20 protein-coding genes are annotated in these 24,638 nt (G+C 41.4%); 7 read left to right on the plus strand and 13 right to left on the minus strand.

All coding sequences use genetic code 11. The features are described from left to right. Positions 1-458: 458 nt before the first annotated feature. Complete coding sequence (locus ACWATR_RS23350) at positions 459-1,265, minus strand: hypothetical protein (protein ID WP_460337676.1); 807 nt, start codon at positions 1,263-1,265, stop codon at positions 459-461. 228 nt (positions 1,266-1,493) lie between these two features. Beyond that, on the minus strand, positions 1,494-2,294 hold the full coding sequence (locus tag ACWATR_RS23355) for a histidine kinase (RefSeq protein WP_460337679.1): 801 nt from the start codon (positions 2,292-2,294) through the stop codon (positions 1,494-1,496). Between the two features lie 191 nt (positions 2,295-2,485). Between ACWATR_RS23355 and ACWATR_RS23360 the strand changes: the two genes are divergently transcribed. The 3 genes from ACWATR_RS23360 (at position 2,486) to ACWATR_RS23370 (ending at position 4,246) form a co-directional block, all read left to right on the plus strand. Next, a complete protein-coding gene (locus tag ACWATR_RS23360; RefSeq protein ID WP_460337682.1) occupies positions 2,486-2,710 on the plus strand; it encodes a hypothetical protein in 225 nt (74 codons plus the stop codon). 56 nt (positions 2,711-2,766) lie between these two features. Next, entirely contained in the window at positions 2,767-3,102 is a 336-nt protein-coding gene (gene petJ, locus ACWATR_RS23365) for a cytochrome c6 PetJ (protein WP_460337685.1), read from the plus strand. Positions 3,103-3,226: 124 nt separating this feature from the next. After that, complete coding sequence (locus tag ACWATR_RS23370; protein WP_460337690.1) at positions 3,227-4,246, plus strand: aldo/keto reductase; 1,020 nt, start codon at positions 3,227-3,229, stop codon at positions 4,244-4,246. A gap of 158 nt (positions 4,247-4,404) precedes the next feature. Here ACWATR_RS23370 and ACWATR_RS23375 read toward each other — a convergent pair whose 3' ends face one another. Together ACWATR_RS23375 and ACWATR_RS23380 are read right to left on the minus strand one after the other, a co-directional pair. After that, positions 4,405-6,387 carry a glycosyltransferase gene (locus ACWATR_RS23375; protein ID WP_460337692.1) on the minus strand — a complete coding sequence of 661 codons (1,983 nt, stop codon included), beginning with the start codon at positions 6,385-6,387 and terminating at the stop codon, positions 4,405-4,407. Positions 6,388-6,917: 530 nt separating this feature from the next. Further along, positions 6,918-9,686, minus strand: coding sequence for a DUF3131 domain-containing protein (locus tag ACWATR_RS23380; RefSeq protein ID WP_460337695.1), 2,769 nt, complete (start codon positions 9,684-9,686; stop codon positions 6,918-6,920). Between the two features lie 431 nt (positions 9,687-10,117). Between ACWATR_RS23380 and ACWATR_RS23385 the strand changes: the two genes are divergently transcribed. Both ACWATR_RS23385 and ACWATR_RS23390 read left to right on the plus strand, forming a co-directional pair. After that, positions 10,118-10,348, plus strand: a complete 231-nt coding sequence (locus tag ACWATR_RS23385) for an addiction module protein (protein WP_334850497.1) — start codon at positions 10,118-10,120, stop codon at positions 10,346-10,348. Further along, positions 10,345-10,635: a type II toxin-antitoxin system RelE/ParE family toxin gene (locus ACWATR_RS23390; RefSeq protein ID WP_460337698.1), complete on the plus strand. Its 291-nt coding sequence runs from the start codon at positions 10,345-10,347 to the stop codon at positions 10,633-10,635. The genes ACWATR_RS23385 and ACWATR_RS23390 overlap by 4 nt, the downstream gene beginning before the upstream one ends. 89 nt (positions 10,636-10,724) lie before the next feature. Here the strand turns inward: ACWATR_RS23390 and ACWATR_RS23395 are convergent, their stop codons facing one another. The 9 genes from ACWATR_RS23395 to ACWATR_RS23435 form a co-directional block, all read right to left on the minus strand. Continuing rightward, the gene (locus ACWATR_RS23395; protein WP_460337701.1) at positions 10,725-11,420 is read right to left on the minus strand and encodes a DUF305 domain-containing protein; all 696 of its coding nucleotides are present in this window, start codon (positions 11,418-11,420) and stop codon (positions 10,725-10,727) included. A gap of 103 nt (positions 11,421-11,523) precedes the next feature. Continuing rightward, on the minus strand, positions 11,524-13,746 hold the full coding sequence (locus ACWATR_RS23400; RefSeq protein WP_460337704.1) for a dynamin family protein: 2,223 nt from the start codon (positions 13,744-13,746) through the stop codon (positions 11,524-11,526). 148 nt (positions 13,747-13,894) lie between these two features. Continuing rightward, positions 13,895-15,976: a dynamin family protein gene (locus ACWATR_RS23405; protein WP_460340628.1), complete on the minus strand. Its 2,082-nt coding sequence runs from the start codon at positions 15,974-15,976 to the stop codon at positions 13,895-13,897. Between the two features lie 16 nt (positions 15,977-15,992). Next, on the minus strand, positions 15,993-16,340 hold the full coding sequence (locus ACWATR_RS23410; protein ID WP_460337707.1) for a DUF3040 domain-containing protein: 348 nt from the start codon (positions 16,338-16,340) through the stop codon (positions 15,993-15,995). Between the two features lie 475 nt (positions 16,341-16,815). After that, positions 16,816-18,000 (minus strand): AbrB family transcriptional regulator, encoded by a 1,185-nt coding sequence (locus ACWATR_RS23415; protein ID WP_460337710.1) that lies wholly within the window; start codon positions 17,998-18,000, stop codon positions 16,816-16,818. A gap of 263 nt (positions 18,001-18,263) precedes the next feature. After that, complete coding sequence (locus ACWATR_RS23420; protein WP_069073499.1) at positions 18,264-18,602, minus strand: hypothetical protein; 339 nt, start codon at positions 18,600-18,602, stop codon at positions 18,264-18,266. Positions 18,603-18,802: 200 nt separating this feature from the next. Next, a complete protein-coding gene (locus tag ACWATR_RS23425) occupies positions 18,803-19,168 on the minus strand; it encodes a Lin0512 family protein (protein ID WP_292850790.1) in 366 nt (121 codons plus the stop codon). A gap of 178 nt (positions 19,169-19,346) precedes the next feature. Beyond that, on the minus strand, positions 19,347-19,715 hold the full coding sequence (locus ACWATR_RS23430) for a Crp/Fnr family transcriptional regulator (RefSeq protein WP_196514110.1): 369 nt from the start codon (positions 19,713-19,715) through the stop codon (positions 19,347-19,349). A 338-nt stretch (positions 19,716-20,053) separates the two neighbouring features. Next, positions 20,054-20,350 carry a hypothetical protein gene (locus ACWATR_RS23435; RefSeq protein ID WP_460337715.1) on the minus strand — a complete coding sequence of 99 codons (297 nt, stop codon included), beginning with the start codon at positions 20,348-20,350 and terminating at the stop codon, positions 20,054-20,056. A 150-nt stretch (positions 20,351-20,500) separates the two neighbouring features. On the opposite strand from ACWATR_RS23435, the gene ACWATR_RS23440 reads away from it, so the two are divergent. Both ACWATR_RS23440 and ileS read left to right on the plus strand, forming a co-directional pair. Then, entirely contained in the window at positions 20,501-20,938 is a 438-nt protein-coding gene (locus ACWATR_RS23440) for a hypothetical protein (RefSeq protein WP_460337717.1), read from the plus strand. Positions 20,939-21,298: 360 nt separating this feature from the next. After that, positions 21,299-24,181 (plus strand): isoleucine--tRNA ligase, encoded by a 2,883-nt coding sequence (gene ileS, locus ACWATR_RS23445; protein WP_460337720.1) that lies wholly within the window; start codon positions 21,299-21,301, stop codon positions 24,179-24,181. Positions 24,182-24,638: the final 457 nt, after the last annotated feature.

Raw genomic sequence — 24,638 nt, forward strand, 5'->3', positions numbered from 1 at the left:
TTTGGAGAATCACTTGTAGAGGTAAGGGACTGGGAAGAGGGAATAAATATGTACTGAATTTTGTTCAAAAATCAAATATGAGTCCTATAGCCCAATACGCTTGGGTTAAGGGGCTAATTGTACAAAATTGTGGGTTTTCGAGACGCGATAAATCGCCGTCAAGACAAGTGTTTTGGTCTTATCTGAACTGTATTGCTTTATTACCATGCTGCCAAACTAGAACTCGTTTCCCATCATTGAAGTCAACATGAATAAATTGAGTATTATTTACCCACTCAGTGCTGAGTGCCTCGGCAAGCGAGTAAATAAAAAAAGGGGGGAACCGGAATCAAAGTCCCCCAATTTATCGGGGGATTTAGGGGGATATAAAATTTTTGATACTGACAAGAGGATTTTTCAAACATCCTCTAAGTTCAAACCCCTTTAAAGTGTGAAAATTAGTAATAATAGAGTCAAACCTAATTCTTTTCACCATGAGCAACGTAAGCAGAATCTGTAACAATTCCCATTAAACTCACAGGTGCATTTGCTGAAACGTAATAGTAATCAACTCGCGTTGCTAAATTATCAATTTCTCTATACCTTCCCTTAACATAAATTACGAGAACGGTTGATTTTTCCAGCCAATTCAGTACTAAATCCACTTGCTCTTTAACTTTTTCTTCCCGTTTGTTAGTTGCATCAGTATCAGAAAGCCCAGCGAATTCTTGTCCTGAAAGCAGATTAGAATTTATTAAATCCAGTATAAAAACATCACCTATTGGATTTTTAGGTTGTCTTCTCTGATTCCAAAACCTAACTTTTTGAAAGCCTCGTTTTTGCAACAGCTTACAATCATTAGTCTCTAGATCATTGCTAGGCAAGTAATAATCTACAACTGTCGAAGCTATCACCCTTTCACGTTGCAAAGTTCGCGTAACTGTTGCGACTTCTGATTTTATTAAATCAGCAACTTTATTATCAATTTCCTGACGAATTACCTGGCTAGCAATTTTTTTAGCATCGTCTAAGTTTTTGCCAAATACATAGGCTAAAAATCCACCTAAAAATGCAAATACTACTAAAGTAAATTGCATCGCACCCACAAATTTGTTAAAACTTTCACTCAATTGACCATTTGTTGCCTTGAGAAATTCCAACTGGCTTTTGAGTAATTCAATATCATTAACATTTTTGGCAGGTGTTGGTAATGGTGTAGGAGTTGGACTTTGGGCAAGAATCCAATCCCCAAGGTGAAATATATCAATTGAGATTAGCCAATCCATAAGACATTTGCTCGATTTTTAACCCGACAGTTGGAGAATTTAATTTACGGCTATTGAACTTAAGCCAAAACCCAGTGGTGTTGATACTATTTATGAGTAAACCCTGCAAAAAACAAGGTAATCCAGATTTTCGGCATTGAGTCAGTTATATTATAAATACATTTGTAGGGGTGCAGACATTGCCTACACCCCTACAAAAACATGATTTTCGTCAAAAAGGAATCTAGTCTATTTATGAATAGTCTCCCGCTCTTTATCAACAGGTTCCTTATCTTTGAATAAGTCAGCGGCAGTTAGGAGTAACTCTCTTAAAGTCTGTTTGATTTGGCGCTCTTTTCTTGCTAGAGATGTACCAGCTTCACCCAGTTTATCTTCTAGCTGCGATCGCTTCTGTCCTACCTGTACAGCTACAGACTCAGCTTGGGGACGAGCTTTATCATACCAGTGTTTAGCCTCGTCTAGATAATCTTGAACCTCCATATTACGTCCGCCATAGCGTGCAGCCATATTAGCTCGGACAATGGCTAGCTGCGCTTGCAGTTGCGCGTAACGTTTCTTTAACAATCCGACTTCTTCACTATCTTTAATGGCATTGACAGCAGAATCAATTGCAGTTTTGGTACTAGCTGGTTTTTCCCTACCCGTCTCTTCAATCTCTGCCAAAATTACATCAACCTCTTGCTGGAGTTGTTCTTCTTCACCATCCAGTTGAGCCTGTAGCCGCTTGATATCTGTTTGAGTTTGAGCAATGCTTTCGTGCCTTTTGCTATTAATCCCTTCCAGCGCTCCTTCAATGGAAGCTGTTACTTCATCTTTGAGTTCGCTACCTTTTTCTTGGAAGTTTTCAATGACAGCAGAGACTGCATCTTTAACAATGCTACGAACTTCACTAGAACCTTGTTTAAACTCAGACGATACTTGAGAAACTGCGGATTTGACAATTTCTCGAATTCGCTCAGTTCTTAATTGTCCAGTTTCTTTAGCTTGTTGCAGGTCTGCTTGAATTTGTTGTTTGATATTGTTAGGCATTTTCAACTCTTGGAGTTTAACTAATTGGGATAAAAGTTTCTAGAAGTGTTCCTACATCCACATTATGGCGTAGCCCGATCAGGCTTGGCACTGCCTTTAGATAGAAAATTGCAATCCCAAAGAGGTGATGTGTAAGATGTTGCCCATTTGTGAGATGATGAATATTTAGTGGTAGTAATTGAGAGTAAAATATGTGGCAAGTAAATATTACTTGTTCGGGCGATGCCTGGAAGATTTATGGTGTTGAATTTAAAGCGATCGCAGAGAAATATCAAGGTGAATTAATTGGTTCCAAAAAAATGCCAGATGGTACGCGGATCATGTCCTATAAAATTGAGGATGTTAGCGATGCAGAAGCCTTTCAAGAAGATTGTGCAAATTTTGCTGGATTTACAACAGATTTTGAATCCCTCTAGTATTGGTTCTTACACTTAATACTTGCAACCAGTATGTCAAAATCGGGAGAAATTAATTGAAAAAGTTACTCAGATTAGTATTAGTAACAATTTTGTTATTAATCAGTACTTTTACTTTGCCTGCTAGTGCAGCAGATACAGTTAACGGTGAACAAATATTTAGTGTTCATTGTGCTGGTTGTCATATTAACGGTAGCAACATAATTCGGCGAGGGAAAAATCTCAAAAAGCAAGCCCTGAAAAAGTATGGTATGGATTCAATTGAGGCTGTTACATCCATAGTAACCAATGGTAAAAATAATATGTCAGCTTACAAAGAGCGTCTCACTGAACAGCAAATTCAAGACGTTGCTGCTTATGTTCTCGAACAAGCTGAAAAAGGCTGGCGTTAAAAACTACAGACCCGATTAATCGGGTCTGTACGTTAGAAGTTAGGAATTATGAATTATCAGTTATGATTTATCTATTAGTAATTCTTAAGTCTTGCCATTCCTACTTTTCACTCATAAATTGAAAATGAACTTACCCGCAGCTAGCCGTCTCCAATTTACTCCTGATTTGAACATCTGCCGCATATTAAATGGGATGTGGCAAGTCTCTGGCGCACACGGACGGATCAATCCCAATGCCGCTATTGAGACTATGTTCAAATACTTAGATGCAGGCTTTATCACTTGGGATTTAGCAGACCATTATGGCCCAGCAGAAGACTTTATTGGTGAGTTTCGCTGCCAACTAATTGATACTCGTGGTAAAGATGCTTTATCTCAGGTGCAAGCCTTTACGAAATGGGTACCTCGTCCAGGCAAAATGACGAAAAAACTGGTTGAGGAAAATATTGATATTTCCCTGAGAAGGATGAATGTGGAATCGTTAGATTTGATGCAATTTCACTGGTGGGAATATCAGGATAAAAATTATCTGGATGCTCTCAAATATATGGCGGAACTTCAGACTGAAGGTAAAATAAAGCATCTAGGTTTAACTAATTTTGATACGGAAAACTTGAAGATTATTACTGAAGCAGGTATTAAAATTGTTTCTAACCAAGTGCAATTTTCCCTAGTTGATCGCCGTCCTGAAGTTAATATGGTGGAGTTTTGTCAACAGCATGACATAAAGCTTTTTACTTACGGTACAGTGTGTGGCGGTTTGTTATCAGAAAACTATTTGGGGAAACCGGAACCGCGAGGATTTGATCTCTCCACTGCTAGTCTGAAAAAATATAAAAATATGATCGATGCTTGGGGTGGTTGGCAATTATTTCAAGAATTGCTAGCTATCCTCAAAGAAATTGCTAATAAACATGGTGTAAGCATTTCCAACGTGGCAGTGCGTTATATTTTAGATCAACCAACGGTGGGCGGTGTGATAGTTGGTGCAAGACTTGGTGTCTCTGAACATATAGAAGATAACGCCAAAGTATTTAGTTTTAGTTTAGATACAGACGATCGCGATCGCATCAATGCAGTATCTCGCCAATCACGCGATTTGTACCAGCTAATAGGCGATTGCGGCGACGAATATCGGCGATAAGTTTTGGGCGAATATAATTCGCTACTACACAGGCTAAGTCCACCTGCGTGGACTAGCAGAAAATCTAGTTTGATAACCCGCGTAGGCGGGTTTTGTATGTGTAGTAGCGACATCTAGTCGCAGAGGCGAGTAATAATTTGGACTTTTCAAACAACCTCTTAGACCTCTTTTGGAGGTTGCCAAACAGAGGCGCGGATGATGGCTGATAAAAGCAATAAGTTATAGATAGCCCATGCACCATTGAGGAAGTGAACCCCAGGATAATTCAGATGACCGATCGCTAATTGGTAAAGACTCCATAATATTCCCAAGATGGTCAGTACAAAGATAACCACCTGTGGCCAAACTAGCCGGAGATAAATCCCAGATTGCCGTTGCTTGGGTGTTACTTGGAAATTGAGTTTTTGTCCTGTGAACACACTCCATACGGCTTGGATTAATAAGGGAAATAAAGCGATCGCGTATTGTTCCGATCGCCAAACTTCTCTAGCTGGAATGCCCCAGGTAGCTGCGATAAAAGTCAGCCTGTTGATAATAAAAGCTGGAAAAAAGTGTAGAGCAAAGTCAGGGCCGTAGGTTTTAACTGGAATAATCTCTGTAAAAAAATAGATAATTGGGCAAGAAATAAAAACCAGAGTTGCAAAACCAGAAAAATAGCTATACATCGTCTTGAAATAGTGCAATCTTTGCCAAAACGTTAGCCCTGATTTGGTGAGCGGATTTTCTCTCAGTAGTACTTGAATAGTTCCTTGTGCCCAGCGTAGCCGCTGTTTCAAAGTAGAACTCAGGTCATCTGGTGCTAAACCTTCTGCCAAAAGTTCATTGTGATAAATAGATTTCCATCCAGCACCATGCAGACGCATAGCGGTATTCATATCTTCTGTAATACTGTTACTAGATACACCACCAATTAATTGAAATTCATCTAAACGTTTTTCATCTTTGGCAAACTCATCAGCAAAATGTTGTAGTCCAACACTAATCAATGCTTCCCGCCTCAGAATCGCATTTGTGCCTGTATAAAAAGCGGCATTCATGCCATCTTTGCCTTGTTGAAGTGGCCCATAAAATAAATTTGCTCGATGCCCAAAGGGATCGCCCGGAGGAATATTGTAAAAATCCTGGCGAGTCTGAACAAAAGCAATTTGATTCTGGTCGTATTCTCCTGTGAAAAGATTATAGGTGTAAAAATAAGGCAGAACTCGCTTAATAAATTGGGCTTTGGGAATATGGTCAGCATCTAGGGTAAGAATAAACTGTCCTGAAGTTTCTCCAGAAAAAATCGCGTAATTGAGATTACCCGCTTTAGCGTGGTGGGGTACACCAGCTGGTTTGGGACGAGCAATATAGTGAAAACGAGCGAGTTCAACTAGTTCTAGTTCTTTCTTGCGAATCGCTTCTTCTAAGGCTTTGCGTTCGGTAATTAGGCGATCGCGAATAGTATGATGTTCTGGAGGTAGCCAAAGTATAAGCGATCGCAAACTTTGCACAAATCCAGCAGCAGACTCGTCAACCACTGATTCTGATGATGCTTGCAGCCATTGTTCAGCGGCTTGAGTCTTAGATGTCAGATTTTCCAGTTGCTTCAGACGCTCCAACAAACAACAGTGTTCTGCATCAATCCGTTCCGCTTCTAGCTGTAGTTGTGGCGACTGCAAATCCTCAATACACAATCTTTCTGTCATCGCTCGCATCGCAGGTGAATTACCATCATCCAACACATAAACGCGTAACTTTATTGGTGGATAATCCATTGCCAGAGCAGCTTTGGCAGTTTCTTCTACAATTTCCGGTGGCTCGTTGTAGCACGTTATAAACACATCTACTGTTGGCCAGGTGGATTTGGGTATAGGTGGGATCATTTGGTCGAGAGACTTAATCTGTCGAACTAAGGGACGCCACAATCCAATCACAAACATCACGCCACCGAAATAGCTATAAATTTCTGCGATTAGCAAAGGAATCGAAATCCAGAGCGCATCAAAATTGATGGAATGGGTGATGCGCCATTGCAAATACCAGATACCAAAAATTAAATTTATTTCTGCTAGATATCGAAATAATAGGGTTCTTTTTTTGAGTGACGAGCGACTGTTGCCGGAAAAATTTGCGGAGTTTTCATTAATAGAAACTGAAGTCATCTTACTATAATTTTAGATTTTAGATTTTAGATTTTGGATTGTGTTAATGCAGCCTCTCGTAGACAAGATAAAGAGTTACTGGATAGGTTTGTGACTCTTGCATCTATCACAATTACCGATTGCAAAATCACATTTGTTATCTCTGTCATCTCCATTTAAATTATCTGGATACCCTCAAAATAAGTATTCCCTAGTTGAATTCATTACTAACAGCCTATTACTCGACATTACTGAGTAGGGTGAAGATGTGGGGAAAATACAGTTCGGTTAAAGGGGAAAGAAAAAAGGTTTTTACCTCGTTCCCAGTCTCAGACTGGGAATGCCGTCCTAGAGGCTCCGCCTCTTTTACCAACTCAGCACTCAGCACTTTTCATTGGCGGCAGAGCCGCTAGGAGGAGCATTTCCAGCCTCTGGCTGGAAACGAGGTTTTAGCTTAAGTTGACACCAATGCTATCTCGCCCGCCTTTGCCTACGGGCGCTCGTGTCGCCCACCCCACAAGAAGTAGTTGAGTATTTTTTTTGGAAGTCCCTTAGCTACCTGAAACCCAGTAACTTCCAGAAATATCAGAAATTAACCTGGTTCTTTGTTTGGCAGTATTGGGTAGACCCCGCCCAGAATCTCCTTGAGCAACAGCCTGCCACCAAGGAGATTTCATGGTGTTCGTCGGACGAATCAGGGGTTGCCGATTCATCAGTTTGTATAGCAAGGATTGCAAAATCATACTGTTGGTGCTGCTGGTGAAACCAACTGCTGTTTTACCTGTGGTTTCGTAGAAGCCCTCATAAAATCCAGCTAATGGATTGTATAAGTCAGTCGTTCCTTGGAGTAATTGTTGACTGTACTTGTTTTCTGGAAGCAGGGCATGATAAGCAAAAGCGACTGCTGTACTTACCAATCGCCCTTTTGGTACTGGTTGACTATCGTCTCCTAAAGCCACCCAAGACTCTCCCTGTCCAGTAATTGTGCTGTGAACAGTGTAAGGTTTACGATCAATCAAGGTGGTAGCTGAGGCTGTGAGGGTGCCGGTGCGACGGTAACGTTCAGCTTGCGCCTGGAAAATTGGCTCAAAGAGCGATCGCATTTGTGGATCTAATCCAAACTCCAGTGCATAGAGTACAAAAGGATTGCTAACTGTGTATTGGTTAACTTTGGAGTTAGTATCTGTGCGATGGCGTTGAATTGGGACTTTCAATCCCTCCACTGAGGCAGTTTGATATTCACCTCCAACAGCAGAACCATCAACATTAAATCCCCATAGTTGAAAAGCACGAGCGGCATATTCCTCATAACCCAAGCGGGTTTCAGGGTTGACGCGGGTAAGATATCGCCCATCTTGCGCTTTGGTAACAGTGGCACTGGAAAGAATACCTTCGCGCACCACACGCAAGTATGACCAATCCAGGACAATTTTATCTACAGCAGCCGTATATTCTGGATGACAGCTTTTTAAGTTGTAAAGGGCTGCCAGCATTCTGCCTAAATCTAAAGCTGACCAACCGTTTCCTTCTGGGGCTGGATTTCCACCATAATCTACTGGTTGCAGCGATCGCGTATCATAACCCCGACTCGGCAATTCTCCGGCAAATAACGGTAACTTTGTCAAAGCTGCTAAAAGATGTCGGGTGCGCTGATCAAATTCTTTAGGGGTAATTATATCGAGCGATCGCACTGCATGGAGGGCTGCGAGATAATCTCCTAATCCCCAAAAAGTTGCGCCTTTGAAATCACTGCGATCGTCTATCAGCCCACTCTTGGAGTGATAATTTGCTTGAAAGTATCGCCAAGCCGCTTCCGCATAACGCCGTTCAATAACCGTCAGTGGTCGATCTAGTTTTAGGTTAGATGACGATTGGGGACTATCCACTGGTGGGATAGGTGCAACGGCCACTTCTGTAGGTTTAGAAGTATCCGCAGGGGTTGCGATCGGGGTTGTAACAGTAGAATTCGGTTGATTTGAGGGTTTTGCAGCAGAAGCATTTTCACTGGGCTTGCCAGTAGAGACACTTGCAGAATTGGAAGCAATTAAAGGGTGATTTCCCTTAGATTTGTAGTATAAAATCTCCAAAATTAACCCATTAGTATTACCTGTCAAAGCCTTGTTGGGTTGTTTTGATTCTTCATAGATACCAGCATAGTAACCACCATCATCAGGACTGCGGAGATCCTTGACTGCATCAAAAAGTTTTTGGCTGTATGCATTATCTGGAAACAGATAGTGCCAACCAAAAGCAGCTTTTGTACTGATGCTGCGAAACTGTGGGTAAGGCTGATTGGCATCGGTAATAGTTGCCCAATTTACACCATTTGCATAGACGGTGTTGTAGAGAAAATAAGGTGGTTGGTCGATATTATCTTCTGTAACCGCAGTTAACTGACCTGTGGTATCAAAACGCCGTTTTTGGACATCTAAAACCCTGGCAGCAAAATCAGCTAATTCACCTTGGAAGCCAAATTCAATCCCATCAAGGATATAAGACTCACTCACAACATAATTATTAGCGTTAGTGCTTTGAAAGTCACGGGTATCAACGGGAATTTGCACACCATTAATTTCGACTAACTTAAAGGGTTCTAAAGCAATAGCCTTGGGTGCAGAGAAACCCCAGAGTTGATAACCCCTAGCGGCGTATTCTTCGTAGCCGAGTCGTCCTTCTTGCACCAGTAACGTTTTGTTGTCTGAGAGAACAGTAGCGCCAAAAAGTTGTCCATCTTTGAGCGATCGCGCCACTTGCCACTTTGCTACAATTCCTTTGAGCCAATCATTATATTGAGGATGACAGGTGCGAATAACATCAAAGGCAGCCAGTATTCGCCCGATATCCAAAGCAGACCAACCAAGACCGCGCTCCAGTGGATTATTACCATAATCAACCATCTGTGCGGTGGCTGCATTATAGACTTTATTTGGCAAGGCATCCTCAAACAACTTCAAGCCGCTAAGGGTCGTCAAAAACTTATTGAGGCGGGAATCAAAGTCTGCTTGGTCAGTAAGATTCAACCAGCGTGCAGCATTCAACGCCATCAAGTAGTTACCCATATCCCAGAGTGTACCGGAAGGATAACCCCCAGTAGAATTAGTAAATCCTGTTGCTGGCTGATAATTTTTGACAAAATACTGCCAAGCCGAACGAGCATAAGTTTGTTCTTCAGATGTGAGTGGGAGTGTAATATTGCTACAGCTATTGGAATTTTGGGATAAGACTGGTGTCGGGATGTAAAACAACAATTGCAGAAATGTTCCAACTAGGAACAATGCAATCCATCTCAACAGCTTTTGTTGAGGAGGTTTGTATAGCATAAGCAAAGAAGGAGTTAGGAGCGTGTCTGTACAGCTATCGATAGAGTCGAGTAGCGCTAGTGAATGATATTCGCAAAAGTTCTAAATATCAGGGTGAATTACACGTAAATTTTGTATCTTGTTTCCTTAAACGGGGTCTGTATACGGAAAAAGTTTATATTTTGCCCAAAAAGAGATGTTATGGAGAAAGTTTCTATATATTTAGAACGAATTAAGTAAATAAACGGATAATTATTGGTATATTTTCAAAATTTAATAAAGTTTTTTATGCAATCCTAGAAAAATCCTCTGTGGGCAAAGGTCGGTGGATATTACAAAGAGAAATATAGAATCTGGAGATGGGTGTTTCGAGAGTTTATTAGTTGTTACACTCGTTGAGTTTGGATTTTTGATAAACTATGTAGTAAAGTTTGTCAACTTTTCGAGGAGTTATGAGATCAATTGAGGAACTGACAGAAGAGCTATTATCTCTTCCTGACGTGTCTAGGGCACTGTTGGCAGAGAAGTTAGTCGAAAGCCTAGAATTTGGAACCGATCCAACCATTCAAACAGCTTGGACTACTGAAGCAAAGAAACGACGAGATGAAATTCGGGACGGTTCTGTACAATCAATTCCTGGAGAAGAAGCTTTGGCTCAGGTGAGGCAGTTACTTCAGCAATGAGGTATGTATTTCATCCTGAAGCTCTCACAGAATATGCTAATGCCGTTCAATATTACGCAGAACAGCGTACTGAGGTAGCGCAGGCATTTATCAATACAATTGAGGATACAATTTATCGGATTAGAGAATCCCCTACTCGCTACGTTGAGATTGATGAAGATGTTCGACGATGCATGACACGCAAGTTTCCGTATGGAATTCTTTACACGATTGAGCAAGACTATATTCTTGTCCTAGCAGTGATGCATTGTAGTCGAGAACCTGGATACTGGAAAAGTCGTAGATAATCGCAGTTCCCAGCAAGCAAACACTATGATGCACCAGAACCTACCAAAATGGTTAGTTGAGTCGCAAACAAAGATTTTTGGCAATGCGATCACTTGTTATACCAAGTTTTTCGCCACTGCTGCATTTGCTTAATTTCTGTATTTTGTGCGTTGATAATTTCTTGGGCTAATTGCTTGACTTCAGGGCGCTTAGATTTACTCAAGACATCTTTTGCCATTGTTACAGCGCCTTCATGGTGAGGAATCATCGCATTGATAAAGCGCAGATCAAATTCAGCATCAGCTGCACCTAAGTCTTGGCTCATCATCATAGCTTGCATTTGGTCGGATGACATCTCCATCATGTGACCCATTTGACTGCTATAAGCCATTGGTTTATCTCCGGCGCTGGGATACCAAGCTTGTCGCCACTGCTTCATCTGAGTGATTTCTTGGTTTTGCGATTTGATGATATCGTCTGCTAGTTTTTTAATTTCAGGGCGTTTTGATTTCTGCTGCGCTTCTTTAGCCATTTCCACAGCCCCTTGATGATGCGGTATCATAGCGTCGATAAACCGTAAATCAAAGTTAGCATCGGCTGGGCCTAAATCCATTCCCATGCTGTGATTCATGCCACCACCGTGGTTCATCATCTGCTTGTCATTAGCATTGCTGGTGGTTGCTTCTGGCGCTTGGCCTTGGTTCTGGGAAGCAGTACTGGCGCAGCCTGTGATTAACCCACCGCCTGAAGCGATCGCAGTCAAGGTTAACGCCAAAAAGCCATTCCTCAAAGATAGCAGTTGCATAAGTCTCACCTAACAGTTTCCTAATTCTATATTGACAGCCAGAAATGAAATTAGGATGAATCTAAAAATCCCCGACTTTTTGAGGCGTCGGGGATCTGGTTGTTTATTTATCACTCAAAATTGTGTACGCTTCATTAACTAAGTGCATTTTCTCTTGTGCTTGTTTTTGCAGTTGCGGCTGATTCACAAACAAATCTGGATGCCATTTTTTTACTAAAGTTCGATAAGCCTGTTTTACCTCAGCCAGAGATGCATTTGTTTGCAATCCTAAAATACTGTAGGCGCGAGTAATTTTATCTTTTTGTGTCTGTGTTTTAGGTTGGTTGGGTGCTTCGTTGCTTTGAGTTGTATTTTGCTGTTTACCAGTTTTAAAACCAGGCGCTCGCATCTCTGCTTTCATTCGCGCTATTTCTTCATTGAGTTCCCAATCACGAAATTTCGCCTCCACCTCTTCTTTCCGTGGAGAGGGAGGAGCTTTTGGCGGTGGTGGTGGGGAAACAGATTCTACCCTTGTCGCATTATTTTTAGGAGTATTTTCCTGTTGTCGCTTAACATCAGGATCTTTTTCAGGGGAAATTTGAACTCTCTTTGGCTGTGGCGAATATTTTCTCTTGGTGTTGCTGTATTTAGGTATTTCTTTATAAGGTTGGTGATTTGAGAGGATCTTGACTTTTTCTAACTCTCGTAATAAATGATTAAAACCGTTTTGTAACTGTTGCAATTTTTCCCGTTTATTAGTAAATTCTAGTGGTTCTTGACTGACTTCAAAGCAAATTACTTTATCGGCTTTCTGTTCATATTCAGTCAAAATTGATAACCCTTGACTGCTGAAGTTGGATAAATAATCTTCAATTGCAGTTATACAAAGTTTAGCAACGTCCTGATGATAAGATTCCTTTGCTAATTGTTCGTCTTGTTTTTGGATATTCTTGTTTAACAAATAAGAAATACTCCCGACGACAGCAGCACCCACCGGGCCGCCTAACAACCAACCAATACCACCACCAACCGCGATGGAACCAGGTTCACTCAAATCATCACTATTACTTGGCTTTGGGGGTAGTATTACTTGTGGTTCGCTAGGAAAAGGAATTATTAAATCTTGCGGTCGTTCTTCTTGAAAAAAATCGTAAGCTTGATAAAGCCATTTCACCGCAGCCAATTGCAATTGGGTTAGGTCTTTTTTAAGAGTATTTGTTTGCCAAACTTTAAAGTTATTTTCTGCCAATGCAACTGCCGCATCAGCTTGATATTTTGTCAGGAGCTTGGGTAATGCTAGCCAATTGCGTAACTCTCCTACGCTAGTAGTAAAACCTTTATAAATTAAGTTAGCTGCCTTTTGTTTAATTTCAATTTTGCTATTTTGTTTATCATCAAAGGATTTTATTTCAATAGCAATCGGGTCAATTTTAGTTTTTAATGAGAGTTGGATTTGAGAAGCGATCGCTTCCACTCTTGGCAAACGCACACTACCACGATTTGGTTGCAAAATCCCGACAATATTTTGCAAAGCTGTTTCAAATGCTGCTAGCCCGCTACTATTGGCAGCAGCAACATCGCCTTTTAATCTGGCTCTTAAAGCAGGTAAAGCATCAACGCGATATAAATTACTAAAACCTGGAGGTAATTCGGCTCGAAAACTTTCTGCAACAAACAGCAGACGATTTTGGACTTGTTTTTGGTCGTCGGGTTCGAGTAAGTTAAGAAAATTAGCAACAAATATAACTGTTTTAATACCGCGATCTAATAGCCAATCTCGTAAGTTTTCCCGCTCACCCAAAGTCATTAATTTACGTGCATCTAATAATTGGATAACTAAATCTGCGCTTAAAAGTTTTTCTCTGACTAAATTATCTTGTTCATCTCGATCATTTGTTCCCGGTAAATCGAGAAATTCTACTCCTGTTTCCAAAAATGGATGTGGACAGAAAACTTCTACAGATGCTACATCTTTTCGCATCTGCCTATTGCCATCCAAAATTGCAAATTGCTGTAAAATTTCTGTGCCAGTGCGATAGATTTCTGTACCATCTACCAACATGATGCGAGTCCGCACATCAGAGCCATACTTCACAGTAATCGATGCGCCTGTAGTGGGAATTAAATCAATTGGTAAGGTGCGATTTCCCAACATGGCATTCAATAGGGTAGACTTGCCATGATTAAAAGGCCCAAATACTGCAATCCGAAAGCTAGGATTAACCAGATGATTGCAGATGGTAATTATATCTTGATGTAGTTGCGATTTGCGTTCTAAATTCAGCAACGCAGATGCAGATTTGAGAGAATCTGCTAAATCCTTATAACCTTCATACTGTTGTTGCATAGTTCCCCTATTCCTCGTTCCCAGCTTCTAGCTGGGAATGCAATTCGTTGAGGCTCCGCCTCATATTTTTATAGTTATTGGAGGCGGAGCCTCCCAGTAGGCATTCCCAGCTAGAAGCTGGGAACGAGAGCGAGAGTAATGAAATATATTAGCTATAGTAAGCTAATAAGTTGCTATATGCTGCCTCGATTTTTTGCAACTGAGCTATTACATCTTCCTGTAAATCTTTTAAACGTTTGAACTCACTCTCACGATTTATTTCACGAGTTTCTTTCTGCTTGACTAGATTATCTAATTCAGATTTGCGAGATATAATATCATCGTTAATCCGCTTACCCACTTCTCTTTCATAAGAGTCAAAACACTCTTTCACAGCATTGTATACAACCTGAGATTGTTCATGTGCGACTTGTGGTAGGTGTTTAACTAACTCTTTTTTTGCTGTTTTAACTAACTCTTTTCGCGCTTGATCTGCTTGCAAAAATCCTACTCCTAAACCTAGTAGTGCAAACCCGATAGGGCCAAGCAAAACCCCTGTCACTGCTGTAATTATCCCGCCAATACCAATTACAGTGAAGTAGTTTAACAAGATATTTTTCCAATCAAATCCAGCCCCCGCCATTGCGAAACCAGCAAGATTTCCCTTAGACAGTGATAACAATCCCATTGCCCATTTTGCCCAGCCGGGAGAGTTATCTTCTTCAGCAGTAGTAGTGGTATTTACTTTGACGTTTTGTCCGGTGAGCTTTTCTGTTATTTCGTCTGTGATTTGACTGTAGGAAGCACCATATTGTGCTGCTTTGCGAGAAAGTTCTTTAAAAGCTGCATTGATATCTTTTTCAGCAGTTAATGTCCAAGCAGCAGATTTGTCAGTTATATATTGCTCAAAGGCTTTTTGTAGTGCGGTATTAAATGCTTCTCGTTTACCACTACTGAGAAAATCAAACAGATTTAATTCCGGCTGATAGCGTAAGAAATCGGTTTCAAAGGTGTTACCTAAGTTTAAAACGTAGCTACGAAAAGACTCAGAAATTGTTCTTGACTGAGTATCTCTTGTATTGATAATTTCTTTTTTGAATTCATCCCGAATACCTGTGAGTTTGTTAAACTCTGGTTCTACTGAATCAATCCGTTTTTTCAATTCATTGACATCTTGATCAAGTAATGGTATTCGTCTAGCAACTGCTTCGCGGGTATGATTGCAGGCAAGTCTTGCTAAGGTTCTGACTTGACGGAGTTCTGCGATCGCACGTTCTCTGGTAAGAAAAGTATTAAGCGCTTCCATAAACTTCGGAAAGCCAGTCCCCTCTAAATCAGCTTGGGGATTTTTCAACCGCCGCCTGAGTGCTTGAATTGACGAAAGCTCAAACACGCGTTCGTCATAAATATTCTGACCTTCTACAGTACAATATTCTGCTAAATTCGCATTAAATACTTGCCTTAATCTATTCTCAGATGCTTTTAATTCTTCGACATCATCAGGATCAATCAATGATTCCCGCACCTGATCCCAAGCATTAACTAAGAAGAAAACCGTCAATCCTCGACCTTTAATATAATTTTCTAGGTAGCGACGCTCACCCAAGGTACAAGGTTGAGAAGCTCTCATCACAAACAAAATCGCATGGCAATTATTTACATAACCCAAAGATAATTCATTTCGCGCTTCTGTATCATTCAATCCTGGGCTATCGACAATTTCAATTCCCTTTTCTAGTAGCGTTAATGGATACTCAACTACTGCGTAATCTACATCGGGAAATGCTTGTTTTTTCTCCTGCTCTAGTTTTTTAGCTTCAGCCGGATCAATGGTATATTTATATTTAAAGTTCTGAAAATCTAGTTGTTGTGGACTTTTACCATCATTAAAATGAATGGTGACTTTCTTTTCTGGCCCATAGCGTAAAACTGTTAATACTGCGGTACAAGGATTAACATCACTCGGTAATAAATTTTCACCAATTAAGGCATTAAGAAACGTGCTTTTTCCCCGTTTCATATCGCCTAAAACCAAAAGGCGAAATACACCTTGGCGGAGGTTTTTACTAGCTACTGTAATATCTTCAACATCTCGCTCTAAACTGAGTTTTCCTGATGAAGAATCACCAACTAACTCAGCTTTACTAATTGTTTCAGCCAGTTTACTCAAACATACAGAAATCTCAGAGCGCACTTGAGCAACACGCTCTAAATCTTGGATAAATCTGTCAGTTGCTACCTGCTCACTCATCATATTTACACCTCTATTAAGAATTAGTTTTTTTAGATTCCAAAAATAATTTGTAAGACATCCACCCCAGTGCAGCAACAATAATAAACCCAGCTAATACTGCGGCTATTCTGACTGCAACTAGTGTTACTACACCAAGAGCAAACAGCTTTCCACCCAGAATCACTTTTTGCATCCAAGGTTTCTGGGAATTTTCTGGCTGATGCTTCACAGTTTGATGAAAAGCTGCATCGGTAGTATGGAGGTTAGTTTCCATTTCTCGGAGTCGCAATTCAACTTCTCGTTCTCGTAGTAAACGTTCCCGGTGTTCAAGTTCTTTTTGGCGATGCCTACGGCGGGCTTCGCCTACGCTTTCAGATGTCATCGGTGTCCACCCCATCTAAGACAATGAAATGATGTCAATATTCACTCGACAATCATGCAGTATAGTAACTTACACAAATATTTTTTAACCCCAGTAAAATTACTATTTTAATTTTCCTAGCCTACAAATCTAAAGCTGGAAGTTAGCCACCATAAAATACACTCGCTTTCCAGAAATTTGTAGCGAAAACGACTATCACCGCTAGTATGATTTCGTCCTAGTAGGAAATTTTGGTTAGTAATTAGGTGTAAAATCTTCGGCTCTCATGTTTGCGGAATTAGACCGTAATCGTGAAATGCGCTCTCACCAAAACAATAACTTGCGTGAGAAGTAAGAAATAAAAGCCAGTCGAATAAACAGCAAAACCTAGAGGAAATCATCACGTTTTCATCCCCTTTAGTTGTGCAAATGCAAATGACAGACGAGCAGTTTTTTGACTTTTGTCAGGTTAATCGTTACTTATATACTTCTGCAATTAAACTGGTTCAGAAAGTTGCTCATCCAGACGGCGAAACAAAAATACCCAAAGTGGTAGGGAACTATTAATCGCAATTAGTCGCACTAAATGACCAGTTGTGACAATTTCAACATTATGATTCAACGCCAGAGAAACCAGGATCATTTCTGCTGATCCTCCTGGGGCTGTGACTAAAAGACAGGTTAACCAGTCCCAAGAGGTTAATTGCATCGCAAGTATAGCAGCGATCGCTCCGGCTATGAGGGTCATGGCTACAGAGATCAAGGCATAGCCCACAGTCCGCTTCCTAAAGTTGGGTTTGTCTCCCCAATATTCACCAATAGTAATTCCCAGGAGCATTTGACCCAATAAGTTTATTATTGGCGGCGGACTAAAGCTAATATCACCCACAAAAGGCAGCCAATGCAGCAAAGGATTAAACCCGATACCAATCAACAATGCACCAAAGAAATCGCCTGCGGGAATTTTAAATAATATAGCTGGATAAACTACTAATCCAGTAATTACCAGTACTAACAAGAGTAATTCTAGTTGAAATGGATCGAAATTAAGCCAAGCAGCGTTGATTGGGAGTGTTTGTGGATAGTAATTGCCAGTTGATGTCCTAGCGACGAAGGGAATTAGAACAACTACTGAGGTGACGCGAATCGCCTGAACTAGGGCAACCAAGCTAACATTTTTATTGTAATCGGCGGCGATCGCTGCCATAATTCCGACACCACCAGGAACGGTAGCCAGCATTGCTGTCATGAGGTTGGTTTTGGTGACGCGGGAGTAAATATAACCGATACAGCTGCCACTCAGCAGTAGAAACAAGGTAAGAAAAATAAATACGGGAATACCAGAAGCAACACTAGCTAGATTACCGTGGGCATTAGAAGCGCCGACAGTTAAGCCTACAAGTGCCATTCCGACTTTTCTTGCAGTGCGGTTAGGTTGGGGAGAATATTGATAAAAAACTCGACACCCTTGAAGAACGACTGTACCAGCTGCAATCCCGCCAAAGATCCAGGCAATCCTGCCAATTTGAAACTTGGCGAGGAGTAAACCCAGAGGCAATGCCAGAAGTATTTCCAAGACAAGGACAATTAGTTGCTTCGCAAATAGCTGTTGTTTGGTAACAATAGGATTTTCATGAGTGTGTTCTTCCAGGCTGGGAGCAACACTTAGGCTGTGATTCATCTATATAAGCTTTTTTATTAATTTAACTTATCTATTCAAGCTAATGCGATCGCATATAGAATCCGCTTTGATTTCTGAAATTATTGGCGTAGATAGGCAACAAGCCTCTTCAAGTTATACTTATTTTTTTCAAAAATAAAATAGGAGTCCCATAACAGACCCACTTCTCAATTTACACAAGAATGGCTATAGAGAGAGGATAGGGGGACAACTGCCGTTGTCCCCCTATAGATAATTTGTATTCCTTTCAATGGTTCAGCCGTTTAATCTTCATCAAGGGCTGGGAAAGCTTCTTCAAGCTGCCACAACCGATCTTTATTTTCAACGAACCAAATACGAGTTTCTGGAGTTAATTTGCTCCAAATGTCTTCAACAGGGATGTGAGGAGATGCATATTGGTACTGCTGACCAAGTGATTTGAGATTGTCTGCTACATCACGGGGAATTCCAAATTGTTCCCAGTCAACTGTGATGTGTCTTCCCGAAACTCCGGCTGTGGGGTCGAAAATCAATTGTGCTGATCTGACTAAATCAGCAAAGTGTTTCGGTTTGAGTTTGGTGATCTCCTGAATTTGGAGTGATTCGTTATGTTCTTGAGACATGATCGCCGCAGTGCTAAAGATTAGTGATTCAGTTGAACTTACTGCCAGAGATTTTTATCCCAATGTTTTTACTTTAGCGCAGAGCCACTAACTTGATCATGACTTAACCACACAAGGGGTTTGAGAAAATTGTTTAAAGTAAGCAAACTTCCGGCACAATGTACTGGTATTTTGTCAAGCTAGTTTTGAGGGTTTGTGGGTTAATCATTTTCGATCAGAACTGTAACAGCTGCGATCGCAATCAACATTTCATCATTTTTATCGTTGAGTTCAGGAATTGCCCGCCCTTGAACTACCATCCCCCCAGATTCTACGATGAGGGTTTTCCGACCAAATGGTAATACAGCTAATACTTCTTCTTCTCTAACTTGTTCTGGATATGGAACTGCTACCTGAACCTCTATAATCATTTCATTGGGATGACTTAAGCCAGCAACTTCCCAAACACCAGGTAAAGCATTGTGAGCGATCGCATTTCGTACCGCCCTAGATGCTGCTACTGTTGGTTCTTGTCCATGCTGATCTATTCCCATCCCCATTTCAATAATCAACCGTTTACGTGCCATTACTACCTCCGGTAAATTCTGCAACGATAAATCAGGAGTCAAGAGCCAGAATTTAGAGTTATCTGAATACTGACTTATGACTCCCCAAGAGAGCATATATATTATGTATGGCCTTCTGGGGAGAAGGGAAAATTAGTGGCAGATTTTGATTCGTTTTGCAACTTCTGCTTGAGGTGCTTTAGAGCATGTGCTGCAAGCGACTGAGACGCTCTGAGTAACTTTTCATCACCTTTAGGGCAAACATAGGTGTTTCCTGAACGGCAAAGAGAAACTTTTTCTCATCAAGGAAACCCAGTTTGGTATCTACCTTGGTAATAGCTGTGTAAGTTCTTTTTGCTACTCCTACAAGTACCCCGGCCCCAAAAACTTCGCCCGTTTCAATGGTTTCTACAACCTTGCCATTGACTACTATATCGACTTCTCCTTCCAGAATGCCGTACATTTCATTACCAGGCTGTCCTTCTTCAAAGATGACTTGACCTGCTGAAAATCCTTTAGGGTCGGGCTGTTTTTGAAAGATACTGACTGTTAATACAGGACTTAGCATTAGAGCAACCCCAAAATTATTGGTTTTTAGACGAAACTTTTTGATAGCTTTAGGCGAACCCAGAAAAGTATACTACTTTCTGTTACTTAAGCTCAATTTACGCAAAATTTCTGATTTGCTAATCGTCTAGAAACCTTTCCCTGGTTTTACTATGCAGGCAAAACCGTCCCTCTCTGAGTCGGAGCTACGGTGTATACACAAGTCTGAAATAGCTGATTAACCAAGCTTTAACCCCACCCTAACCCTCCCCTTGTAAAGGGGAGGGAACTGGATTTCTTATTTCCCCCCTTTACAAGGGGGGATTAAGGGGGGTAATTCGACTTTTGTATACACCGTTGTTATTTTGGCGATCGCATTTGCTGATTCGGAGTTCGCATTTGCTGATTCGGAGTTCGCATTTGCTGATTCGGAGTTCGCATTTGTTGATTCGGCGATCGCATTTGTTGATTTAGCGATCGCATTTGTTGATTCGGGGTTCGCATTTGCTGATATAGCGATCGCATTTGCTGATATGGCGTTCGCATTTGCTGATATGGCGTTCGCATTTGTTGATATAGCGATCGCATTTGCTGATTCGGAGTTCGCATTTGCTGATTTAGCGATCGCATTTGCTGATTGCACTTATTCTCAAACAACAAATCGATATAAAGAATGAGTAAAAATACAGATAAACTCGTAATTATTTCGTTGAACTTTTAATGAAATAAATCCACAAAACTACCCATTTCAGACAAAAGGATACTCCACTATGTTGAAAAAGTAATTCTTAAAAAAAAGGATATCTCATGTCTTTAAGAACTCGTGGTTCTGCTGCTGTTGACAAAGCCCAACTCCGTCTCGCCTTGCTTAAATCCGTTGATGAAAATCTGGATTTAGGACATGGATTAACTATCGAAGCCTACAACCACCTCATCAACACTACCCGTTCGACGCTAGAAGCTCATAACACGCTTGTATCCAATCTTGAAGAATCGCGTAAAACAATAATCCAGATGGATAAAGCCCTCTCAGAAATGTCTGAACGAATGCTAAGTGGAGTTGCAACTGTCTACGGCAGAAACAGTATAGAGTATTCCAAGGCTGGCGGCTCTAATGGAAAAAGAAATAAAAAATCTAGTTCAAAAGTTGCTCCACTTGTAGCGGTTCTTGCTACTCAACCTACTCAAGCTGCAATTGCGAATGCGTCAATTAACGGTAACGGCACAACTCCTTTGCTGCAATAATCCACTCCTTGCATAAATATAGTAGCGTGTCAAGACTAAATTGTTGCATTAAATATAAGTTGGGTTTCCTTACGTCAACCCAACCTACCTTTAATTTAGATCCCCCTAAATCCCCCTTAAAAAGGGGGACTTTAAGAGACTCTTTGCCCCCCTTTTTAAGGGGGGTTGGGGGGATCTAAGACTTTGAAAACACGCCCTACGCTCTTGTGGAAAAGTCCTATCTTTATTTTTGCAACTTTATTATCGAAAATTCAAGGTAGGGAGAGGTTTATCAAACTCGCTCTCAAAAAGCGAATTTTGGTTTTCCTGCCATCTTCTATAATTGATAAAACCTGCACACCTAATTCTAGGCATGAGACTGTGACCGAACCAGGAAGTTACAAAGATACTGTTAACCTACCCAAGACTAATTTTGATATGCGGGCAAACGCCATCAAGCGTGAGCCTGAAATCCAAAAATTTTGGGAAGAAAATAAAATTTACGATCGCCTCTCCAAAAATAACCCCGGCGAATTATTTATACTGCACGATGGGCCTCCCTACGCTAATGGCTCACTCCATATTGGTCATGCCTTAAATAAAATTCTCAAAGATATTATTAATCGCTACCAACTGCTAAAAGGCCGTAAGGTTCGCTACGTCCCTGGTTGGGATTGTCACGGTTTACCAATTGAGTTAAAAGTTTTGCAGAACATGAAGTCAGCAGAACGGCAAAACTTAACGCCTTTACAACTCCGGCAAAAAGCGAAAGAATTTGGTCTAGCGACGGTAGATGACCAACGTCAAAATTTTAAACGTTACGGTATTTGGGGTGATTGGGACAACCCTTATCTAACTCTGAAGCCGGCTTATGAAGCGGCTCAAATTGGCGTGTTTGGTCAGATGTTCTTAAAAGGTTACATCTATCGCGGTTTGAAGCCGGTTCACTGGAGTCCGAGTTCTAAAACCGCTTTGGCTGAAGCTGAGTTGGAATATCCTGAAGGTCACGTTTCCCGCAGTATCTATGCAGCTTTTGCAATCACAGGTTTGGCGGAAGCTGTAAAACCACTGTTGGCGGAATATCAGTCAGATTTGGGTGTGGCTATTTGGACAACTACACCTTGGACAATTCCGGGGAATTTGGCTGTAGCGGTGAATGCAGATTTGAATTATGCAGTGGTGGAAGTTTCACATCCAGAGGGAGAGGCGCAGTGTAATTTCAAATACCTAATCGTTGCTGCTGATTTAGTAGAACGTTTATCTTCAACGTTGGGAGTTGAGTTAACCGTAAAAGCTACGTTCAAAGGGAATGACTTAGAACATACTACTTACCGTCATCCTCTATTTGACCGCGAAAGTCCGATTGTTGTCGGCGGTGATTACATCACAACTGAGTCGGGTACTGGGTTAGTACATACCGCACCCGGTCATGGTCAAGAAGATTACATTGTTGGTCAGCGTTACGGTTTGCCCATCCTTGCACCAGTGGATGACAACGGCAATTTTACCGAAGAAGCGGGACAATTTGCAGGTTTGAATGTGCTGGGTGATGGGAATCAGGCGGTGATTGATGCATTAAGTGCGGCTGGTTCCTTGTTGAAGGAAGAACCATATCCCCACAAGTATCCTTATGATTGGCGGACGAAAAAGCCGACGATTTTCCGCGCGACTGAACAATGGTTTGCTTCCGTGGAAGGATTTAGAGAAGAAGCACTAAAGGCGATCGCAACGGTAAAATGGATTCCAGCCCAAGGTGAAAATCGGATCACGCCAATGGTAGCGGAACGTTCCGATTGGTGTATCTCTCGTCAGCGCAGTTGGGGTGTACCCATTCCCGTTTTCTACGACGAAGCCACGGGAGAACCACTGCTGAATGAGGAAACTATCAACCACGTTCAAGGAATTATTGCCGAAAAAGGTTCTGATGCTTGGTGGGAACTTTCAGTTGAAGAGTTGTTACCAGAATCTTATCGTAATAATGGCAAGTCTTACCGCAGAGGTACAGACACAATGGACGTATGGTTTGATTCTGGCTCATCTTGGGCAGCTGTCGCTCAACAGCGTCCAGAGTTACGCTACCCTGCTGATATATATTTGGAAGGTTCCGACCAACATCGCGGTTGGTTCCAGTCAAGCTTGCTCACCAGTGTAGCGGTAAATGACATTGCACCTTACAAAACTGTACTAACTCACGGCTTCGCTTTGGACGAACAAGGGCGGAAGATGAGTAAGTCAGAAGGAAATGTGGTTGACCCCAATACAATCATTGAAGGCGGGAAAAATCAAAAAGTAGAACCGCCTTACGGTGCAGATATATTGAGATTGTGGGTATCATCGGTTGACTATTCCGGCGATGTCCGCATTGGCAAAAACATCATCAAGCAGATGAATGATGTCAGAGGCAAAATCCGCAATACGGCGCGGTTTTTGTTGGGTAGCTTGGATGATTTTGACCCAGAAAAAGATGCAGTTCCCTTCGAGGAATTGCCGGAACTTGACCGTTATATGCTACACCGCATCACCGAGGTGTTTGAGGAAGTTACCGAAGCCTTTGATACTTTCCAATTCTTCCGCTTTTTCCAAACGGTGCAGAATTTCTGCGTGGTGGATTTATCCAACTTTTATTTAGATGTTGCCAAAGATAGGCTGTACATCAGTGCAAAAGATGCTTTCCGCCGTCGCAGTTGTCAAACGGTGTTGCAGATTGCTTTAGAAAATTTAGCACGAGCGATCGCACCAGTACTATCCCACACAGCCGAAGATATCTGGCAATATCTCCCTTACAAAACACCTTACAAATCGGTGTTTGAAGCCGGTTGGGTGCAGGTTGAGGAAAAATGGCGTAATCCAGATTTAGCGGAATTTTGGGAAACGTTACGACAACTCCGCACCGATGTTAATAAGGTGTTGGAACAAGCCAGGATAGAAAAACTCATTGGTTCTTCTCTGGAAGCAAAAGCTTTGATTCATATCCCTCAAAAACAGTTAGGTGATGCTATCAAAGCCTTTAACCCTGCTAAAGGTAACGGGATTGACGAACTGCGGTATTTATTGCTGACTTCCCAAGTGGAATTATTAGATTCTGCTCAAGGGTTGCAAGGATTAAAATATACAGCGCAGACGGAAGACTGGACAATTGGGGTAGTGAACGCAGATGGGCAAAAATGCGATCGCTGTTGGAACTACTCCACCCATGTGGGAGAATCAGCAGAACATCCGCTAATTTGCGAAAGATGCGTTGCAGCCTTAGCCGGAGAGTTCTAAAAGCAAGAATCCCACAGCGCTTGCAGATTAAAAGTCACCGAAACCAAGTCTTAAATAGCTGATTACCAGCGTTTTCCCCCACCCTAACCCTCCCCTTGTAAAGGGGAGGGAACTAGATTTCTTTTTCCCCTCTCCTCCAAAACTGCACTCACATTCAGAAAACTTGCAAAGGGGAGGGAACTAGATTTCTTTTTCCCCCCTTTCCAAGGGGGGATTAAGGGGGGTAATTCGACTTGTCTGTACACCGTAGCCGGTTATTAAGGATAGGTTGAAAACCCCAGAGAAACAGCAATATAGTTGCGTATTTCGTGCTTTAGCCCATAAAGGTTTCCCCACAACTCAGAATAAAAATCCGCAAATATAGCATGTGTTCTATTAAGTGTTTGATTTTATTCTGGGTATCCTAAGAAAGACAAGGTTAAATGATATAGACGAAAGAACAAAGCTTATCACTGTG

It is taken from the genome of Nostoc sp. UIC 10890 (assembly GCF_054786515.1).

What these genes read in the sequence shown, in the direction of transcription:
- ACWATR_RS23380 (WP_460337695.1), bottom strand. Translation starts at nt 9,686, where the DNA reads ATGCTATACAAACCTCCTCAACAAAAGCTGTTGAGATGGATTGCATTG.
- ACWATR_RS23420 (WP_069073499.1), bottom strand. Translation starts at nt 18,602, where the DNA reads ATGTCTCAAGAACATAACGAATCACTCCAAATTCAGGAGATCACCAAA.
- ACWATR_RS23375 (WP_460337692.1), bottom strand. Translation starts at nt 6,387, where the DNA reads ATGACTTCAGTTTCTATTAATGAAAACTCCGCAAATTTTTCCGGCAAC.
- ACWATR_RS23430 (WP_196514110.1), bottom strand. Translation starts at nt 19,715, where the DNA reads ATGCTAAGTCCTGTATTAACAGTCAGTATCTTTCAAAAACAGCCCGAC.
- ACWATR_RS23355 (WP_460337679.1), bottom strand. Translation starts at nt 2,294, where the DNA reads ATGCCTAACAATATCAAACAACAAATTCAAGCAGACCTGCAACAAGCT.
- ACWATR_RS23400 (WP_460337704.1), bottom strand. Translation starts at nt 13,746, where the DNA reads ATGCAACAACAGTATGAAGGTTATAAGGATTTAGCAGATTCTCTCAAA.
- ACWATR_RS23395 (WP_460337701.1), bottom strand. Translation starts at nt 11,420, where the DNA reads ATGCAACTGCTATCTTTGAGGAATGGCTTTTTGGCGTTAACCTTGACT.
- ACWATR_RS23350 (WP_460337676.1), bottom strand. Translation starts at nt 1,265, where the DNA reads ATGGATTGGCTAATCTCAATTGATATATTTCACCTTGGGGATTGGATT.
- ACWATR_RS23440 (WP_460337717.1), top strand. Translation starts at nt 20,501, where the DNA reads ATGTCTTTAAGAACTCGTGGTTCTGCTGCTGTTGACAAAGCCCAACTC.
- ACWATR_RS23410 (WP_460337707.1), bottom strand. Translation starts at nt 16,340, where the DNA reads ATGACATCTGAAAGCGTAGGCGAAGCCCGCCGTAGGCATCGCCAAAAA.
- ACWATR_RS23425 (WP_292850790.1), bottom strand. Translation starts at nt 19,168, where the DNA reads ATGGCACGTAAACGGTTGATTATTGAAATGGGGATGGGAATAGATCAG.
- ACWATR_RS23390 (WP_460337698.1), top strand. Translation starts at nt 10,345, where the DNA reads ATGAGGTATGTATTTCATCCTGAAGCTCTCACAGAATATGCTAATGCC.
- ACWATR_RS23405 (WP_460340628.1), bottom strand. Translation starts at nt 15,976, where the DNA reads ATGAGTGAGCAGGTAGCAACTGACAGATTTATCCAAGATTTAGAGCGT.
- ACWATR_RS23415 (WP_460337710.1), bottom strand. Translation starts at nt 18,000, where the DNA reads ATGAATCACAGCCTAAGTGTTGCTCCCAGCCTGGAAGAACACACTCAT.
- ACWATR_RS23360 (WP_460337682.1), top strand. Translation starts at nt 2,486, where the DNA reads ATGTGGCAAGTAAATATTACTTGTTCGGGCGATGCCTGGAAGATTTAT.
- ACWATR_RS23385 (WP_334850497.1), top strand. Translation starts at nt 10,118, where the DNA reads ATGAGATCAATTGAGGAACTGACAGAAGAGCTATTATCTCTTCCTGAC.
- ACWATR_RS23370 (WP_460337690.1), top strand. Translation starts at nt 3,227, where the DNA reads ATGAACTTACCCGCAGCTAGCCGTCTCCAATTTACTCCTGATTTGAAC.